The organism is Streptomyces sp. NPDC048258 (assembly GCF_043201995.1).
Classification (GTDB): Bacteria; Actinomycetota; Actinomycetes; order Streptomycetales; family Streptomycetaceae; genus Streptomyces.
In genome coordinates, this window is record NZ_JBICZH010000004.1 from 407085 (window position 1) to 424839 (window position 17755).

Sequence of the window (17755 nt, forward strand, 5' to 3'; positions counted from 1 at the left end):
TCCGAATGACCGTCACCGAACGATCCGCCCCCGCAGGCCGGCAGGTGCTGCCCGCCGAGGAGCGGTACGCCGCCGAACTCGCCTTCCTCGCCGCACAGGACCCCGGTCCCCGCCCGCCCGGCTGGGCGCTGACCCCGCGCGCCGTCGTCACCTTCGTCTGCGGCAGCGACGGCGCCGAACTCGCCCTGCCCAAGGGCGGCGGCAAACTCGTCATCACCCCGAAGTTCGTCGGCGAACGGGCCCTGGTGGAGCGGTGCGTGGTCACCCTCGCCGGAGAGCGCGGGCTGCTCCTCACCGGCGAGCCCGGCACCGCCAAGTCGATGCTCAGCGAACTGCTGGCCGCCGCCGTCTGCGGCACCAGCGCCCTCACCGTGCAGGGCACGGCCGGCACCACGGAGGACGCCTTCCGCTACGGCTGGAACTACGCGCTGCTGCTGGCGCAAGGGCCGACCGTGGGAGCCCTGGTCGACTCGCCGGTGCTCTCCGCCATGCGGACCGGGCGGGTGGTCCGCGTCGAGGAGATCACCCGCTGCCTGCCCGAGGTGCAGGACGCGCTGGTGTCCATCCTGTCCGACCGGCGGGTCAGCGTGCCCGAACTGACCGCAACCGAGGACGCGGTGGTCTGCGCGGCGCCCGGCTTCACGGTCATCGCGACCGCCAACCTGCGCGACCGCGGCGTCTCCGAGATGTCCGCCGCCCTCAAGCGGCGCTTCAACTTCGAGACCGTCGCCCCGATCGCCGACGCGGACGCGGAGGCCACGCTGATCCGCCGGCAGGCGGTCGCCGCCGTCCAGCGGGCCGGCGCCGCCTTCGCCGTCGACGACGCGGTGCTCGACGCGCTCGTCACCGTCTTCCGGGACCTGCGCTCCGGGCGTTCCGCCGAGGGCTGGGACGTGGAGCGCCCCGGTACGGTCATGTCCACCGCCGAAGCCGTGCAGGTGGCGGCCTCGCTGGGGGTCTCGGCCGCGTACCTGCCGGGCGGGGACGTGCTGGACCTGCTGCCGGGGCACCTGCTGGGCGTCGTACGCAAGGACGACCCGGCCGACCACGGGCGGCTGCTGGGGTACTGGGACGGCCCGGTCCGCCGCCGGGCCGAGGACGGCTCGGCGATGTGGCGCCGCCTCTGGGACCTGCGCGGGAGCCTGCGTTGACGGCCGAGCCGCGTGCCGCCGTCGACGCGCTCGCGGCCTCCCGGACGCCGTACCTGCTGGGAGTGCGCCACCACAGCCCCGCGCTGGCCGCGGTGGTCCCCGCCCTGCTGGACGCCTCGGGCGCGGACGTGGTCTGCGTCGAGCTGCCGGCGGACTTCCAGCCGTGGCTGGAGCACCTGGCCGACCCGGAGACCGTCGCCCCCGTCGCCCTGGCGGGCACGGCCGCGGACGGCCGCCTCGCCTTCTACCCGTTCGCGGACTTCTCCCCGGAACTGGCCGCGCTCCGCTGGGCCCGCCGCTCCGGCGCGACGGTCGTCTGCTGCGACCTCCCGCTGTCCGACCGCGCCTGGACCCCGCCGGGCGGAGCCCCGGAAACGGCCCCGGGCGCGGGCACGGCCCTGCCTCAGATCCCAGTCCCGGCCGCCGGTACGGCTTCGGGTGGGGCCACGGGCGCAGGCCCGGTCCTTCCTCCGGTCCCGGTCCCGGCCGCCGGTATGGCTTCGGGTGGGGCCACGGGCGCGGTCCCGGTTGCGGCCGCCGGTACGGCTTCGGGCGGGTCCCCTGGCGCGGGCCCGGTCGTTCCTCCGGTCCCGGTCCCGGCCGCCGGTACGGCTTCGGGTGGGGCCACGGCCTCGGTCCCGGTTGCGGCCGCCGGTACGGCCTCGGGCGGGGCCCCGGGCGCGGGCCCGACCCTGCCTCCGGTCCCTGTCGCCGTTACGGCTTCGGGCGGGGCCCCTGCCCCGACCCTGGCTCCGGGCGTGATCCTGAGCCCGGGCGAGAGCCCGCCCGTGGGCACGGCCACGGAGCCCGGCGGAGTGCCGGGGTCCGGCCGCACCTTCGGCGATGCCCTCACCGCCGCCGGGACGGGCCGGGACGGTGACGATCTGTGGGACCGCGCCGTCGAGGTCCTCGCGCCGGGCTGCTCCCCGGAGGCCGTACGCCGCGCCGCCCTCGGCGTCGGATGGGCCCTACGCCAGGACGCACCGGCCGTTCCGCCGACGGACCTGGCCCGCGAGGCCTACATGCGCGGCGTCATCGCCACCGCCACCGCCGCCGGCCACCGAGTGGTCGCGGTTGTCGGCGCGTTCCACGCCCCGGCCCTCCTGGGCGCGGACGCCGGAACCGCTCCCGCCTCCGACGCGGGCACGGGACTCGTCCCCGACGGCGCCCCCGGTCCCGGCCCGGGGGCAGCGGTGCGCCCTGGCGGGCACAGCGCTTCGGGCGACGGCGACGGCGCCGGGGCGGACGCGGCCCCCGGCACAGGGCCCACCGCCGTCGGCCAGGCCGCCGGGCCCACGGCGCTCCCTGCCGCCGGTTCCCATGCCCCCGCACAAGGTGCCGGTACGGGATCCGTCCCGGATGCCGTGCCGCGTGGTATGCGGGCAGATGCCGAGGGGAGCGCCGCACCTGGCATGCGCCCTGGCGGGCACAGCGTTTCCGCCGGGAGCGCCGACACCGGGGCGGACACGGCCCCGGGAACAGCGCCTGCTGCACTCGTCGGTCGGAGCGCCGGGCCCGTGGCGGTGCCCGCCACCGGTTCCCACGCTCCTGCACCAGGCCGCAGTACGGGCCTTGCCCCCGACGCCGTGCCGCGTCCTCGGTCCGGTGGTACCGGCACGGGAGCCGACGCGGGAGCGGGCCCTGGGCCCGACGGCCGGGTCGGGACCGGCCAGGCGGCCGGCCCGGGTCCGGGGACGGGAACCGAGAGGCGCGCCGCGTCCGGCGTGCGCCCTGGCGGGCACAGCGCCTCCGGCGACGGCGATGGCGCCGACACCGGGGCGGACGCGGGCCCGGGAACAGGGCCTGCCTCACCCGTCGTCCGGGCCGCCGGGCCCACGGCCGTCCCCGCCGCTGGTTCCCAGGCCCCGGCACAAGCTCCCGGTACGGCCCCCGCCTCCGGAGTGGGCCCCCGGCCCGACCGCGGGCACAGCGGTGCCTTGGCATCCGCGCACGCGGACGGGCCCGTCACCTCGTTCGTGCCGTACTCCTTCGACCTGCTCGACTCCCGTTCCGGGTATCCCGCCGGGATTCGGGATCCCCTGTGGCAGCAGGCCGTTCTGGAGGCCGGCGGCGACCCGGGGCGCCTCCGGGACGCGGCCTCCGTCGCCGTCACCGGGGTCTGCCGGGAGCTGCGCCGCGCCGGGCACACCGCCGGGACCGGCGAGGCCGCCGAGACGCTGCGGCTCGCCTGCGACCTGGCCGCCCTGCGCGGACTTCCCGCGCCCGGCCGCGGGGAACTCCTGGAGGCCGTCACCACCGTCCTCGGCCAGGGCGAACCCCTCGGCCGCGGCAGGGCGTTGGCCCGGGCCATGGAGGCAGTGCTCGTCGGCACCGCCCGCGGGCGGGTCACCCCGCACGCCCCCCGCTCCGGCCTCGGCCCCTCCGTCGAGGCCGAGTTGGCGCGGCTGCGGCTGCCCGCACCGGACGACCCCGCCCCCCGCGAGGTCCGCCTCGACCCGCTGCGCTCCGCCCTCGACGGCCGCCGCGAGGTCCTGCTCCAGCGGCTCCAGGTCTGCGGCGCCTCCTACGGCGAGCCCCTGACGGTCGCCGCCACCGGCGACGGGACCGCCCTCGGCACCAAGTGGCGGCTGGCCTGGACGCCTTCCGTCCCGGCCCGCCTCGATCTCGCCGGAGTCCGCGGCGTCAACGCCGCCCAGGCCGCCGCCGGCACCCTGCGGGACACCGCGCGCCGCGCCGCCGCCGACGGCGGTCCGACCCCGGCGCAGATCCTCGCCGGGCTGGCCGCCGCCGCGCGGTGCGATCTGCCCGAGCTGGTCGGCGTACGGCTCCACGAGGCGGCCACCGTCCTGCCGCAGACGGCGGCCCTGCCCGAACTCCTCGACGCGCTCGACCTCCTGGAGGCCCTCCGCCGCGGCCACCTCCCGGGCACCCGGGCCGACTCCCGCGCCACCGCCGCCGCGCTCACCGGCGACCTGCTCGAAGCGGCGGTCCGGTCCCTGCCCGGCCTGGCCGGCAGCGACGACCCCGCCGACGCCGCCGCCCTCGTGGCCCTCGCCGACCGCGCCGCCGCCCACCACCTCGGGCTGCGCACCGACGGGGCCCTCGCCGCCCTGGCCGCCTCCGCCTCCCCGCTGATCCAGGGCGCGGCCCTGGCTGTACGGGTCCTCCTCGACCTCGAACCGGCCGCCCGGCTCGGCGACCGCGCCGCCGGATGGATCGACGGCGCCGCCACCGCCGACAGCCGCCGCGCCCTGACCCGCCGGCTCGCGGGACTCCTTACGGCCGCGGGGCCGCTGCTCCAGTCCTCCCCGGCCGCCCTCGCCCCGCTCCTCGACCGCGTCGAGCACCTCACCGACCGGCTCTTCCTCGACCGTCTGCCCGCCCTGCGCGGCGGCTTCGACGCCCTTTCCCCCGCCGCGCGCGACCGGTTGCTGGACACGGTGGCCGAGCGGCTCGGCGACCGGATAGACCTCGCGCTCGACGCGCCGCCCGCGCTGCTCGCCCTCTGGGCCGCCGCGGACGCCGCCGGACTCGCCGCGCTCAAGGAACTCCCGCTGCCCGCCGCGGACGCGCCGCCGCTCCCGGCACCGCCGACCCCCGAGGTCCCGCGCGCACCCGCCCCCACCGGCCTGCGGCTCGCCCCCGCCGACCGCTGGCGGCTGCTGCTCGGCCGCGAACGCGACCGGCTCCCCGCGGGCGCCCGCCGCTATGCCCACGCCCTCGACGAGCTGTACGGCGCCGGCCGCGGCGAAGGCGCCTCCGGTATCGGCTCCGACGGCGGTCAGGGCGGTGGCCAGGAGGCATCCTTCCCCACCGCCCGCGAGTGGTCGCAGGAACTGGAGGCGCTGTTCGGCGCCGACGTACGGGAAGAGGTGCTGGGCGAAGCGGCCGGGGCGGGCCGCACCGACGTACTGGCCCAGCTCGACCCGGCGGCCGTACGCCCCTCCGTGGAACTGCTGAGCTCCGTCCTGTCCCTCGCCGGCGGGCTGCCCGAAGCCCAACTGGCCCGGCTTCGGCCCCTGGTCAGGCGACTGGTCGACGAACTCGCCAAGGAGCTGGCCACCCGGCTGCGCCCGGCCCTGTCCGGCCTCGCCACTCCGCGCCCCACCCGCCGCCCCGGCGGCAGGCTCGACCTGGCCCGCACCCTGCGCGCCAACCTCGCGCACACCCGGCGGCGGCCCGACGGAAGCGTGGTCGTCGTCCCGGAACGGCCCGTTTTCAGCACCCGGGCGAGCCGCGAAGCCGATTGGCGGCTCATCCTCGTCGTCGACGTCTCCGGTTCGATGGAGGCCTCCGTCATCTGGTCGGCGCTGACCGCGGCCGTACTGGGCGGCGTACCGACCCTGTCCACCCACTTCCTCGCCTTCTCCACCCAGGTCGTGGACCTCACCGACCGGGTCGAGGACCCGCTCTCCCTCCTGCTGGAGGTCCGCGTCGGCGGCGGCACGCACATCGCCGCCGGACTCGCGCACGCCCGCTCGCTGATCACCGTCCCGAGCCGCACCCTCGTCGTCGTGGTCAGCGACTTCGAGGAGGGCGCTCCCATCGGCGGGCTCCTCGGCGAGGTCCGCGCGCTCGCCGCCTCCGGCGCCCAACTGCTGGGCTGTGCCGCACTCGACGACACCGGCACACCCCGGTACTCGGTCCCGGTCGCCCGGCAACTCGTCGCGGCCGGCATGCCGGTGGCCGCCCTCAGCCCGCTCGCCCTCGCCCGCTGGGTCGGCGACCGCCTCCGTGGAGAATCCCGTTGACCAGCACCGACACCCAACTGCCGCCCGTCGCACCCCAGGTGCTCGCCGAGGCCGTCGAGCAGCTCAGCGCCCGGCTGCGCAAGAAGCTGGACGCCGCCACCGCGGGCTGCGGCGACCTGGCCGTACGGGAGGCGGACGGCGGAGTCGTCCTCACCTTCGGAGAGGACGCCGTCGTGACCCTGCGCCCCGGTCCCACGGGCGCGGTCACGGCCGCCGAACAGGCCGTGTGCACCTGCCTGTTGGCCCCGCGCTGCCTCCACCGGGCCGCGGCCCTGGGCGCCGCCCCGCTCGCGGACGCGGAACCGCTCGCGGAAGCGGCCCCGCCGCCGCAAGGAGCGGAGCAGCAGCCGGCGACGCCCGGGCCGACGCCCGGGCCCGAACCCGAGTCGGAGCCCGAGGACACGCTCACCGACGCCCAACTCCGCGCCGCGGCCGCCCTCTGGCAGGCCGCCGCCGAGGCCCTCGCCGCCGGGGTCACCGCCGGGGGAGCCGTCGTCCAGGCCGAGCTGCTGCGCGCGGCGCACACCGCCCGCCTCGCCGGGCTGCCGCGCGCCGAGGCGACCGCCCTGCGGGTCGTACGCGGGCTGCGCGCCGCCCGGGAGCGCCGAGCGGCCCAGCGGCTCGGCGACCTCACTGCGGCCTTCCGTGAACTCCTGTACACCGCCGCCCTGCTGGCCGCCGGATCCGCCGCCCCCGCGCTGACCGGCACCGCCCGGCGTGCCTACGCGCCGGGCGGCAGCCTCCAGGTGTACGGCCTGTGCCGGGAGCCCGTGCTCTCCGCCACCGGGTACGGGGGAGTGGTCACCCACCTGCTGGCCCCCGACGGCGCCGCCTACTCGGTCGCCGACGTGCGCCCCGGCGGCCTGGCCCGGGCCCGCGGCGCGGGTTCGGCCTCCGTCGCGCTCGGCGGGGCCGTCCTCGACCACGCCGGGCTGGCCCGCGGTGGCCTGCGCATCGCCGGCGCGACCGTCTCCCCCGAGGGCAGGCTCGGCGCCGGACGCGGGGTCAAGGCGACCCCGCTACCCGGAACGCCCTGGACCGAAGGGCCCGCCGCGGCGCTCTTCGCCCGGTCGGCGGCAGAGGCCGTCACCCGCGCGCAGGCCGGATCGGACGCGTCCGAGCCCGCGCTGCTCGGCTGCGACGTCACGGTCGTCGGCGCGGCCGGCGAAGACCTCCTCGTCCGCGAGGCACGCCCCGACGCGCCCCTGCTCCGGCTGCGGCCCGCGCACCCCCACCCGGAACTGCCGCACACGGAGAACCTGCGCCGCCTCGCCTCGTACCCCGGCCTCTCGCTGCGGGTCCTGGGCCGCCCCGACCTGGACCGGGCCGCCACCCTGCGGCCCCTCGCGGTCGGCCCCGTGCCGGGCGCCGCGTACACGCTGCGGCTGCCCGAGGAATGGCTGGGCCGCGCGGACCTCGGCTACGACCGGCTCCAGGGCGGCCACTTCCCACCGCGGACCGCCTTCCCGGCCCCTGAGCCGGCTCCCACCGGTCCGGACCCGCTGGCCGACTCCCCGCTGTGGCGCGTACGCCGCCTCCTGGAGACCGGGGTCGCGGGCGGCCGCCGCGCCGTGGCCGAGGCCGCGCGGGGCACCGAACCGCTCGCCGCGTACGGTCCGCTGCGCCGGGCCGGGCTCACCGCGGCGGCGGAGCTGACCGCCGCCCTCGCCGCCGAGGCCGACCGCCGCCCCCGCGACGTCTTCGGCCGGCTCGCCGACTCCTCGTCCGAGCCCTACGCCCGGGCCTGGCTGTCGGCCGCCGCGTACCTGGCCGCGGCGCAGCGCTCCTTGGTCTGCGCGTCCTGGAGCTGACGGGCCCGGGGCGCGACCGCGAAGGGCGGCGGTCAGGCGTCGAGCCGGGCAGCGCGGTGCCCCGCGCGTAGGAGTCGCCGCAACCGGACCGCGGCCGGCACGCTCCTGCGGCGCCGGGCCCTCCAGCCTGCGGCCCGCTGACGTCCGCCGGGGGGCCTGGGCGCGTGCCCGGCCGGGCACGCGCCCAGGCCAAGACACCCCCTAGTGGCCGCCCTTGCGTTCCTGGGTCGCCGCCCGGATCTCCTCCGTCGCCTCGCGGAAGGCGGGGGCCGCGCGGGTGAAGTAGTCGAAGAGCAAGTCCAGTTGCTCCGGGGGTGTACCCGGCTGGCCGCTTCCTACTCGACCTGCGCTTCCTCGAGGACGCCGCCGTCCTGACCGGCCGCGGCGACGACTACAGCGGCGGCAAGCCCGGCCCCGCCGAACTGTCCAAGGTCCAGACGTACACCCTCGTCCGCGACACCGACGGCACCTGGCGCATCGCCGCCTTCCACAACACCCAGCGGCAGAACGTCATGGAACGGTTCTCGTTCCTCTACTCCCCGGCCACGGCCCCGCGGGCGGAGAAATGACCACGATGCCCCGCCGCGTCCAGCCAGCCGCGCAGCACGGTGAGGTCGGTGGCGGTCAAACCCCGGCCTGCGTCCACCCGGTGGAGGAGGGCCCGTCCGGGGTGGTGGGAGGCCACCCAGGCCCGGTCGGCGTCGGTGATCTCGTCGTCGACCCAGATGAAGGGGCGGCCCGCCGCGTGGTCGAGGAGTGCGGGGGTCTTCCAGTGGATCCCGGTCCGTGCGTCTTCATCGGCGGGTTCCGGCCACACCACCACGGGCAGCTCCGGCAGACCGAGCCGGGGTGCGACGCACTCGTTCGCGTCCGCCATCCAGGTCGTGGCCCACACCGGCTCGCACGGCAGGGCCGCCAACCCCGGCCCGAGCGCGGGGTCGATCCTCGCCAGCAGCGGATTGGCCACGTCCCCCTGCGGGTACGGGCCCGCCCCGAACGGGATCAGTGGCCCGTCGACGTCCAGGAAGAGCAGGGGGCGGGACTCGGAGGCGGTCACGACAACACGCTAGCCCGCGATCCGGCGGCCCGGGAACCGCGGCCGGACGATTTCCCTCTTGAAGGCCGAGGGGGATGACCATGACAACGAAGACGACCGGCCGGGTGCTCGTGGCGGGACTGCTGTGCGCGGTACTGGCGGCCTGCGGGACCAGAGGGGCGGGCCAGGCCGCGGGGCCGGCGCCCGTTCCCAGCCTCACGCCGCAGAAGTGCGCGCTCGACGTGCCGACGGAGGAACAGACCGGAGGCTACGCGGGTCCGCCGACGGATCAGGAGACGGGTGCGTACGCCGGTCCGCCGACGGATCAGGAGACGGGTGCGTACGCCGGTCCGCCGACGGATCAGGAGACCGGCGCCTACGCCGGTCCGCCGACCGATCAGGAGACCGGCGCCTACGCGGGCCCTCCCACCGACCAGGAGACGGGCGGCTACGCCGGTCCGCCCACGGATCAGGAGACCGGAGGCTACGCCGGCCCGCCGACCGATCAGCAGACCGGCGCGCCCGCCCCCTCGGGGGACGCCCCGATGACCAACGGCGGCGGTCCGTGCGGCCCGGCGGACTGGTTCGACATGACCCGGGACTTCAACGCGTACTGGGGCAAGCACCGCACCGATTACGAGGACGTCGTCGTCAAGGAGACCCGCGTCCGCAAGGTCCGCACCGTCGGCGAGGCGAGGATCACCTTCAGCACCACATCCGTGGGCAAGGGTCGCGGGGACGACGCCCGCCATATCGCCAAGGTGTTCGCCGACTGGCGGCGCGAGGTCTACGGCGACAGCGGCAACCTCGTCGTCCGTACCGACGACGGGGTCGTCATCACCGAGAACTGGTGACCGCGGGCCACCGCGCGTCCCAGAGGGCGCAGTGGTGTTCGGCCCGGGCGTCCACCGTACGGATCCCGCCCGCCCCCGGCGCCAGCGACAGCACCGAGGCCGGTGAGCGGTAGCGCGGCCACCACGGCGCTCCCGCAGCCGCCGGCACGCCGGTGCGGGCGAAGCGGGTCCAGTAGCCGGCCATCCGGTCCGCCAGCTCCCGCTGCGGGTCCGCCAGCGGCACCACCGCGAACAGGTAGGGCAGTTCGAAGCCGTGCGAGGCGCCGTACGGCAGCTCCGGCACCTCCGGAAGGCCGGTGAAGTTGGGTGCGTCGCCGTCGCTGAACCGGTAGCCGTACGTCGGCACGCGCCGGGCCAGCGCACCGCTGTCCCGCAGGGTCGGGCAGGTGAACGACGCGTCGGACAGCAGCGTGGCCCACGCCACCGCCGGCGTCGGGTAGGCCGAGACCGGATAGCTCGCCTCGACGGCGCGGGCCGTCGAGACCCCGAAGGACCGCTCCAGCCGGGCCCGGTAGGCGGCTGCGTCGGCGACCGGGTACACCGCCAGGGTCTGCGCCACGAAGACGCGCATCTCGTCCCGGGTCGTTCCCTGCATCACCGGCACGCGGTGGAAGCGGCCGGTCTCCAGTGCGCGCCTGGGCTCCTCGGGCAGTTGGGCGCCGCCGTACGACATCTGGGAGAAGGTCTGCGTCAGCTCCGGGGTCACGAGCGTGCGGATGTCCAGCCGGCGCAGGCAGTCCAGCACCGCCGTGGAACCCCCGCAGCCGAGCCGGGCCGCCGCCGGCACACCGTCCGCGACCGTGCGCCGCTCGGGCTCGAAGGGCTCGTACGTACCGAGCGTGGGGAGCAGGGACCACGGCGGCATCGTGGTCGAGCACGATCCGCTCTGCACGATCGCCTTATGGAACAGGCCTGCCGAGGCAGGGGAGGTGAGGTGCGCGCAGACGCTGAGGGCGCCCGCCGACTCGCCGAACACGGTGACGTTGTGCGGGTCCGCGCCGAAGCGCTCCGCGTTCGCCCGCACCCAGTGCAGCGCCGCCTGCTGGTCGGCGAGGGCGAAGCCGGGGGCCCCGCCGAGCTCCGGATGACCGAACAGGCCGAGGATCCCCAGCCGGTAGTTGACGGTGACGACCACGACGTCGCCCCGGACGGCAAGCCGTTCGGCCGGGTACAGGTCGCCCGCGCCGTTGACGAAGCCGCCGCCGTGGAACCAGACCATGACGGGCCGCCGCGCGCCCCGGGCGGCGCCGGCCGCGGGCGCGGGCGCGGTGACATTCAGGTACAGGCAGTCCTCCGAGCCGCTCGGCCCGCCGGGCCCGACCGCGGGCAGCTGCACGCAGCGGGAGCCGGCGGCGCCCGCGTCGCGCACCTCCTCCCACCGGGGCGCCGGCTCCGGAAGCCGCCAGCGCAGCGAGCCCGTCGGGGGAGCGGCGTACGGGATTCCCTCGAAGGTGGTGTACGCCCCGTGGGAACGGCCGCGCACCGGGCCCCGGTCGGTGTCCACCACGGGCCGCTCCGGACCCGCCGCCGCGGCCACCGACAGGAGTACGGCGGGCAGCGTCAGCGTCACGGGCAGCACGCACCGGCGCCAGAACTTCCGCATATCGGGCACGGTCTACGACCCTTCTCCGTGGCCCGGGTGAGCCCCCGTTTGCCCGCCCCGAATGGCGCAGTGAGCGGAACTGGCAGTAAATATAACAAAGCGTGCGCTTCCCATGACGCACGATGACCGGCCCGCGATGTGTAGACCCGCGTGTCGGCGAACGGAGCTTTCCATGAACGACCCCATCATCCTCGCGGCGACGGACCCTGAAGACCGCCACGAGACCCCCGACATCACCGCCCCGGACACCTCAGATACCTCAGACACCTCAGACACCTCAGACGCCCCAGACGCTCCGGATGCTCCGGGCACGCAGCCCGTCCGCACCCTGCTGGACACGGCGGCCACCTGCCGCCCGCTCGAAGAGGTCACCGCTCTGGTGAGCCTCCTCAAGGAGACCGGCCAACTGCCCAACCCCGGACACGAGGCGCTCCGTACGGCCGCCGTGACCCGTCCCGTGCACGAAGTGCGGTGGATGGTCGCCCTCTTGGGCGAGCCCCCGCACGAAGTGGCCGAAGCGGACATCACCTTGGCGCCGCCGCCGTCGGACGGTCCATCGAGGACGTGGCCCTGCTGGTGACCATCCTCGGGGCGTCCGACGAGCCCGACGAGTCCGACAACTCCCAGGAGCCCAAGGAGCGGGCCGAGGCAGCGCCGCCACCGGAGGAGCCCCACGAGGAGCCGTACGAGCCTCAGTACCAGGACCTGTACGACACCCCGTACGCGAAGCCGCGCGGCCGTACCACCCCCGGCAGCGAACCGGAGGGCGAACCGGCCGGCTCCCGCTCCCCGGTGCTGCGGCACGTCCTGCGCCGGCCGGTGGCGATCGCCCTGCTGGTCAGCGGCGCGCTGCACCTGCCCAAGGACCTCGCGGCCCTGCCGTCGGCGGCCCCCCTCGACTTCCTGCCGCTCCTCGCCGCCGTGCTCTGCCTCGGCCTCGGGGCGGTCCTGGCCCTCCGGGACACCGCGGTGGTGTGGCGGGCCGGAGCGGCCACGGCCGTCGGCGTCGTCGTCCTGCACGTGGTCGGCGGCGTGTGGGGATTCGACCCCTTGGCCGGGGCGGTGGGCGGGTCCCTGGCCTGGGCCGGTGTCGTCGTGGTGCTCTGCGCGGCGGCCGCCGCCGTCCTCGCGGGCCTGGCACTGAGGAACCGTCAGGAGAGCCCGGCCTGATCCGGCGGTGAGACGAGCGGCACCCCGCGCCCCGCCCGGGCCGGGGTGCCGTTTCACGCCCGGTCCCGTGCGCTCATGCCAGGAGGTTCACCGCCTCCGTGAACACGCGCGGGAGCCGGGCGGCCAGCGGGACGATCCGCCGGGCGAGCCGTGGCCGGTGGCGTGCCCAGAGCAGGGACTCGGTGAGCGTGCGGTAGCCGCGCGACAGCTCCCGCCAGGCCTGCTCGTACGCCTGCGGCCGCCCGGCCCGTACGCAGCGGACCAGCTCGCCCGCCGCCGTCACGGCCAGGGTCAGGCCCTCACCGGTCAGCGCGTCCACGTACCCCGCCGCGTCACCGACGAACAGCACGCGCCCCGCCACCCGTACGCGGGACCCTTGGCGCAGCGGCCCGGCCCCGCGCACCGCAGTACCGGGGGACGCGGGCAACCGCGCCGCCAGCAGCGGGAAACGGGCGAGCTGTACGTCGAACGGGGCCTGCTCCGCGGTCAGTACGGCCACGCCGACCCGGTCGGGCGCGAGCGGGGTGACGTACGCCTCGCAGTGGGCCGACCAGTGGACCTCGACGAGGTCGCTCCACGGCTCGACGGTGTAGTGGCGGCGCAGGCCGTAGCGGGCCGGCCGGGCGGACGAGGGTGGCGCGGACAGACCGAGACGGCGCCGGACGGGGGAGTGCAGGCCGTCGGCCGCGACCAGGTAACGGGCCGTGAAACCCGCCGCGTTGACGGTGTCGGCGTCCTGGCCGATCCCTTCGACGCGCTGCCGGACCACCCGGACGCCCAGTTGCGCGGCGCGCTCGGCCAGCGCGGCCTGGAGCGCGGTGCGCCGGGTACCGAGGCCGGGGCCGGGGCGGAACAGCCCCTCCGCCTGCCGCCCGCTCACCGCGTCGACGTACCGGATGCCGCGGAAGGGCTGCCCGGTCACGGGCACGCCCAGCTCCAGCAGCCGGCGTACCGCCCCCGGCATCAGCCCCTCCCCGCAGGCCTTGTCGATCGGGGTGGGCCGCGGCTCGACGACCACCACCTCCAGACCGGCCAGCGCGCCGTGGATGGCCGTCGCCAGGCCCGCCGGGCCGCCGCCCGCGATCAGCAGGTCGATCACGAGCGGGAGCCCGACGTGGGTACCGAGGAGGGGGCGCGCAGGCGCCCGCCGTCCGTCAGCGCGGCCTCCTCACAGCCGATCCGCACGCGCAGCAGCAACAGGTTGAGCGCGGTGAAGCCGAGCGCGGTCAGCCAGGCGGTGTGCACCAGCGGCAACGCGAAGCCCTCCACCACGACCGCCACGTAGTTGGGGTGGCGCAGCAACCGGTACGGGCCGGCCGCCACCAGCGGCAGGCCGGGGACCACCAGCACCCGGGTGTTCCAGCGCCGTCCCAGGCTGGCGATGCACCACCAGCGCAGGACCTGCGCCGCCAGGACGAGGGCGAGGGCCGACCAGCCCATTACGGGGAGGAACGGGCGGCCGGCGGCCAGGGGTTCCACCACGCAGCCCACCAGCAGCGCGGTGTGCAGGGCGACCATGGCCGGGTAGTGGCCGCGGCCGTACTCGCGGCCGCCCTGGGCCAAGGTCCACGCCGTGTGGCGGCGGGCCGTGACCAGCTCGGCGAGCCGTTCGGCCGCGACCAGGCCGATGAGCAGCAGGTACAAGGTCATGGACGGGGCCATGGGCGAGGACATGGGCATGGGCATGGAGTCACCAATCAGCGGTCACCAGCGGAGCAGGACGAGTTCGGAGGCGAAGCCCGGCCCGAAGGCCAGCATCAGACCGACCGAGCCGGGCGGCGGCGGCCCCGCGGTCTGGATGCCGCCCAGGATGTGCAGGACCGAGGCGGAGGAGAGGTTTCCGGCGGCCGCCAGCGAACGGCGGCTCGCCGCGAAGGCCGACTCGGGCAGGCTCAGCGCGTCCGCGAGCGTGTCGAGGATCTTGGGGCCGCCGGGGTGGCAGATCCACGCGTCGACGTCCGGGGGCTTGAGGTCGTGCGCGGCGAGGAAGGTCTCGACCTCCTCGGCCACGTGCAGCCTGATCAGGTCCGGGAGTTCACGCCCGAGGACCATGCGCAGGCCCCAGTGGCCGATGTCCCAGCCGAGCAGGTGTTCGGTGCCCGGGTAGAGGCGGCTGCGCGCGGCCACCACCGTGGGTCCGGCGCCGGTGGCGTGCAGGGGATGGCCTCGGCCCACCGCGACGAGCGCGCCCGCCCCGTCGCCGAAGAGGGCCCCGGCCACCAGGTTCGCCATGGAGGTGTCCGTGGGCTGCAGGGTGAGCGAACACAGTTCGGTGGACAGCAGCAGGGCCGCGTGGCCGGGCCGGCCCGTCAGGTAGTCGTGGAGATGGCCGACACCGGCGGCGCCGGCCGCGCAGCCGAGGCCGAAGAGCGGGACCCGCTTCACGTCGGGGCGCAGCGCGGCGCGCGAGGCGAGGCGGGCCTCCAGCGAGGGGGTCGCGAGCCCGGTCACCGTGGTCGACAGGACGAGGTCGATCTCCGGCGCCGCGAGTCCGGCGTCGGCGAGGGCGAGTCCGACGGCACGGCCGCCGAGCTCCAGAGCCACGTCCAGGAAGAGGGCGTTCGTGGTGCCGAAGTCGTTCGACGGCCCGTACCGCTCCAGCGGGAGCGCGAGATGGCGGGACTCCACGCGCACCGAGGCGTGGACCCGGCGCAGCAGCGCGGTATCGGGGCCGGGCGGCAGGAAACGGGCGAGCGCGGCCGTGATCTCGGCCTGCGGATGGCGGTGCGGCGGGAACACGCTGCTCACTGCCAGGACACGTGTCATTGATTCACCATAGAAAACAACTGACACATCGTTATGAATCAGGCGAACCGGGCGCGGCGCGGCATAGCGTGGCGGCGTGTCCGCGCGAACCGCAGAGACCGGCCCGCCGCCCCGGCCCGCCGGAGCCGGAGCCGGGGCCGTAGCCGCCGTTGCCGCCGCCGCCCCCGTACGTCGGCGCGCCGCCGCCGTGGGTCTGCTGGCGGCCTGCCATCCCCTGCCGGCGGCGGCCGTGACCCTCTTCGCCGTGGTGCTCACGGCCGCCGCGGGGCTGGGTCTCCCGGAGGCGGCGGCCGCCGTGGGCGCGGTGGCCGCCGGGCAGCTCTCGGTCGGCTGGTGCAACGACCGGGTGGACCTGCGGCGCGACCTGGCCGCGGGGCGGCGGGACAAACCCCTGGTGGCCGGTACGGTGCGACCCGCGGCCGTGACCCGCGCGGCGGCCCTGGCACTGCTGGTCTGCGTCCCGCTCTCGCTGGCCTGCGGGCTGCTCGCGGGGGCCGTCCACCTCGTGGGTGTGGCGGCCGCCTGGGGGTACAACCTCAAACTGAAGGGCACGGCCGCCTCCTGGCTCCCGTACGCCCTGGCCTTCGGCCTGCTCCCCGCCTTCGTCACCCTCGGCCTGCCCGGCGCGCCGTGGCCGCCGCCGTGGCTCACGGCCGCCGCGGCCCTGCTGGGCGCGGGCGCGCACTTCGCCAATGTCCTGCCGGACATCGCCGACGACCTCGCCACCGGGGTCGTGGGCCTGCCGCAACGGCTCGGGGCCCGGGCCTCGGCCGCGCTCGCCGGGCTCCTCGTGCTCGCCTCGGCCGCCGCGCTGGTCGTGGGACCGCCGGGGCGGGTGACGGCGTACGGCTGGGGCCTGCTGGCCGCCACGACCGCGACGGTGCTCCTGGCGGGCCGCCGCCCGGCGGGCCGGCTCCCGTTCCGCGCGGTGCTGGCCGTCGCCGGAGCCGATGTCCTGCTGCTGGTGGTCCAGCTCAGGCGGTCCTAGTACGGGTCCAGGTGAGGAGCCGCTCCGCCGGCCAGGTGTTGACGACGCGCCCGGCCGGGACCCCGCACTCCGCGGCCCGTTCGCAGCCGAGGATCTGCCAGTCCAGCTGGCCCGGCGCGTGCGCGTCCGTGTCGATCGCGAACAGCGTCCCGGTGTCGACGGCTAGGCGCAGCAGCCGCCGGGGCGGGTCCAGCCGGTCGGGCCGGCTGTTGACCTCCACGGCGGTACCGGCCTCGGCGCAGGCCGCGAAGACGGCCTCGGCGTCGAACTGCGACTCGGGCCGGGTCCGCCCGGTCACCAGCCGCCCCGTGCAATGGCCCAGTACGTCCAGCAGGGGATTGCGCACGGCCGCCAGCAGCCGCCGGGTCATCGCGGGCGCCTCCATCCGCAGCTTCGAGTGGACGGAGCCGACGACCACGTCGAGCTGCTCCAGCAGCTCCGGTTCCTGGTCCAGCGAACCGTCGTCGAGGATGTCGCACTCGATGCCCGTCAGGAGTCTGAACGGCGCCCAGGTCTCGTTGAGCTCCGCCACCACCCGCAGCTGTTCCCGCAGCCGCTCCGGGGAGAGCCCCCGGGCGACGGTGAGCCGCGGCGAGTGGTCGGTGAGCACGGCGTACTCGTGCCCCAGCGAGGCCGCCGCCCGGCCCATCACCTCGATCGGGCTGCCCCCGTCGGACCAGTCCGAGTGCACGTGGCAGTCCCCGCGCAGCGCCGCCCGCAGAGCCGCGGCGGCGGGGGTGGTCGGTGGGCCCTCGGGAAGCGCGGCGGCCTCGTCCTCCAGCGTCTGCAGATAGGCCGGCACCGCCCCGTCGAGGGCCTCGCGCACCACCTGGGCCGTCTTGGGCCCGATGCCCTTGACGGCTTCCAGGGAACCGGCCGCCACACGTTCGGCGGTTTCGTCCTCGCCCATCCGCCGGAGCGCGGCCGCGGCCGTCCGGAAGGCCCGTACCCGGTAGGTGGGCGCCTGGGCGCGCTCCAGCAGGAAGGCGATCCGGTCCAGCGCGGCCACCGGCTCCATCGCGTACCTCCTGGACCCAGTGTGGCAAGGAGGCGGTGATCGCGCCGAGCGGCTTCACGCCTCCTGCGGGACCGCGGCGTCCAGGGCGGCGGTGAGGCGGTTCAGGCGGGCCTGGAGGTCGAGGATCTCGGTCAGCTCGAAGCCGGTCGCGGTCGCGATCCGCCGCGGTACCTCCGCCGCGCGGGCGCGCAGCGCGGCGCCCTCCTCGGTGAGGTGGGCACGCACGGAGCGCTCGTCCTCGGCGCTGCGCTCGCGGCGCACCAGTCCGGCCGCCTCCAGCCGCTTGAGCAGGGGCGACAGTGTTCCGGAATCGAGCCGGAGGTGCTGCCCGATCTCCTTGACCGGCAGCTCGCCGTGCTCCCACAGCACCAGCATCACCAGGTACTGCGGGTAGGTCAGGCCCAGGTCCTTGAGGACGACGCGGTAGAGGCCGCCGAAGGCGCGGCTCGCCGCGTTCAGCGCGAAGCAGATCTGGCCGTCCAGGCGCAGGAAGTCCTGGTCGGGGTGGATTGCGGTCGGCTTCTCGGTCATGGGGGCCAGTGTACCCGGGGGAACTTGCGAGGCATTGAATTGTGCACAACTCAATTGCGTGCTCTAATGATGGAGCGAGGCCGACCGAACGGCCGCCGCAACGGTTCACTTCTGC

General features: G+C 76.3%; 15 protein-coding genes. 8 read left to right on the forward strand and 7 right to left on the reverse strand.

Annotated elements, in window-relative coordinates:
* Window positions 1-5 precede the first annotated feature (5 nt).
* The 4 genes from ACGFYQ_RS12500 (at window position 6) to ACGFYQ_RS12515 (ending at window position 8243) form a co-directional block, all read left to right on the forward strand.
* Window positions 6-1151: an AAA family ATPase gene (locus ACGFYQ_RS12500; RefSeq protein WP_393742832.1), complete on the forward strand. Its 1146-nt coding sequence runs from the start codon at window positions 6-8 to the stop codon at window positions 1149-1151.
* Window positions 1148-5863, forward strand: coding sequence for a DUF5682 family protein (locus tag ACGFYQ_RS12505; protein ID WP_393742834.1), 4716 nt, complete (start codon window positions 1148-1150; stop codon window positions 5861-5863). Before ACGFYQ_RS12500 ends, ACGFYQ_RS12505 begins: the two co-directional genes overlap by 4 nt.
* Window positions 5854-7674, forward strand: a complete 1821-nt coding sequence (locus tag ACGFYQ_RS12510; protein ID WP_393743281.1) for a hypothetical protein — start codon at window positions 5854-5856, stop codon at window positions 7672-7674. The genes ACGFYQ_RS12505 and ACGFYQ_RS12510 overlap by 10 nt, the downstream gene beginning before the upstream one ends.
* Before the next feature lie 314 nt (window positions 7675-7988).
* Entirely contained in the window at window positions 7989-8243 is a 255-nt protein-coding gene (locus tag ACGFYQ_RS12515; protein WP_393742836.1) for a hypothetical protein, read from the forward strand.
* On the opposite strand, the gene ACGFYQ_RS12520 is transcribed toward ACGFYQ_RS12515, so the two are convergent.
* Window positions 8207-8731, reverse strand: coding sequence for a hypothetical protein (locus tag ACGFYQ_RS12520; protein ID WP_393742838.1), 525 nt, complete (start codon window positions 8729-8731; stop codon window positions 8207-8209). The genes ACGFYQ_RS12515 and ACGFYQ_RS12520 overlap by 37 nt on opposite strands.
* 80 nt (window positions 8732-8811) lie before the next feature.
* Between ACGFYQ_RS12520 and ACGFYQ_RS12525 the strand changes: the two genes are divergently transcribed.
* Window positions 8812-9564 carry a hypothetical protein gene (locus ACGFYQ_RS12525; RefSeq protein ID WP_393742840.1) on the forward strand — a complete coding sequence of 251 codons (753 nt, stop codon included), beginning with the start codon at window positions 8812-8814 and terminating at the stop codon, window positions 9562-9564.
* Here ACGFYQ_RS12525 and ACGFYQ_RS12530 read toward each other — a convergent pair.
* On the reverse strand, window positions 9548-11167 hold the full coding sequence (locus ACGFYQ_RS12530) for a carboxylesterase/lipase family protein (protein ID WP_393742842.1): 1620 nt from the start codon (window positions 11165-11167) through the stop codon (window positions 9548-9550). The genes ACGFYQ_RS12525 and ACGFYQ_RS12530 overlap by 17 nt on opposite strands.
* Before the next feature lie 172 nt (window positions 11168-11339).
* Here ACGFYQ_RS12530 and ACGFYQ_RS12535 point away from each other — a divergent pair, with 172 nt between their 5' ends.
* Complete coding sequence (locus ACGFYQ_RS12535) at window positions 11340-11747, forward strand: hypothetical protein (RefSeq protein ID WP_393742844.1); 408 nt, start codon at window positions 11340-11342, stop codon at window positions 11745-11747.
* Window positions 11732-12337: a hypothetical protein gene (locus tag ACGFYQ_RS12540; protein ID WP_393742846.1), complete on the forward strand. Its 606-nt coding sequence runs from the start codon at window positions 11732-11734 to the stop codon at window positions 12335-12337. Before ACGFYQ_RS12535 ends, ACGFYQ_RS12540 begins: the two co-directional genes overlap by 16 nt.
* Window positions 12338-12410: 73 nt before the next feature.
* Here the strand turns inward: ACGFYQ_RS12540 and ACGFYQ_RS12545 are convergent, their stop codons facing one another.
* The 3 genes from ACGFYQ_RS12545 to ACGFYQ_RS12555 are packed head-to-tail and all read right to left on the reverse strand — an operon-like array spanning window position 12411 to window position 15103.
* Window positions 12411-13436, reverse strand: a complete 1026-nt coding sequence (locus tag ACGFYQ_RS12545; RefSeq protein ID WP_393742848.1) for an NAD(P)/FAD-dependent oxidoreductase — start codon at window positions 13434-13436, stop codon at window positions 12411-12413.
* Entirely contained in the window at window positions 13433-13987 is a 555-nt protein-coding gene (locus ACGFYQ_RS12550) for an isoprenylcysteine carboxyl methyltransferase family protein (protein WP_393743283.1), read from the reverse strand. Before ACGFYQ_RS12550 ends, ACGFYQ_RS12545 begins: the two co-directional genes overlap by 4 nt.
* 54 nt (window positions 13988-14041) lie before the next feature.
* Window positions 14042-15103 (reverse strand): type III polyketide synthase, encoded by a 1062-nt coding sequence (locus tag ACGFYQ_RS12555; protein ID WP_393742850.1) that lies wholly within the window; start codon window positions 15101-15103, stop codon window positions 14042-14044.
* Between the two features lie 76 nt (window positions 15104-15179).
* Here ACGFYQ_RS12555 and ACGFYQ_RS12560 point away from each other — a divergent pair, with 76 nt between their 5' ends.
* Window positions 15180-16091 carry a UbiA family prenyltransferase gene (locus ACGFYQ_RS12560; protein ID WP_393742852.1) on the forward strand — a complete coding sequence of 304 codons (912 nt, stop codon included), beginning with the start codon at window positions 15180-15182 and terminating at the stop codon, window positions 16089-16091.
* Here the strand turns inward: ACGFYQ_RS12560 and ACGFYQ_RS12565 are convergent.
* Together ACGFYQ_RS12565 and ACGFYQ_RS12570 are read right to left on the reverse strand one after the other, a co-directional pair.
* Window positions 16078-17109, reverse strand: a complete 1032-nt coding sequence (locus tag ACGFYQ_RS12565) for a PHP domain-containing protein (protein ID WP_393742854.1) — start codon at window positions 17107-17109, stop codon at window positions 16078-16080. The genes ACGFYQ_RS12560 and ACGFYQ_RS12565 overlap by 14 nt on opposite strands.
* A 54-nt stretch (window positions 17110-17163) precedes the next feature.
* Entirely contained in the window at window positions 17164-17640 is a 477-nt protein-coding gene (locus tag ACGFYQ_RS12570) for a MarR family winged helix-turn-helix transcriptional regulator (protein WP_393742856.1), read from the reverse strand.
* Window positions 17641-17755 lie beyond the last annotated feature (115 nt).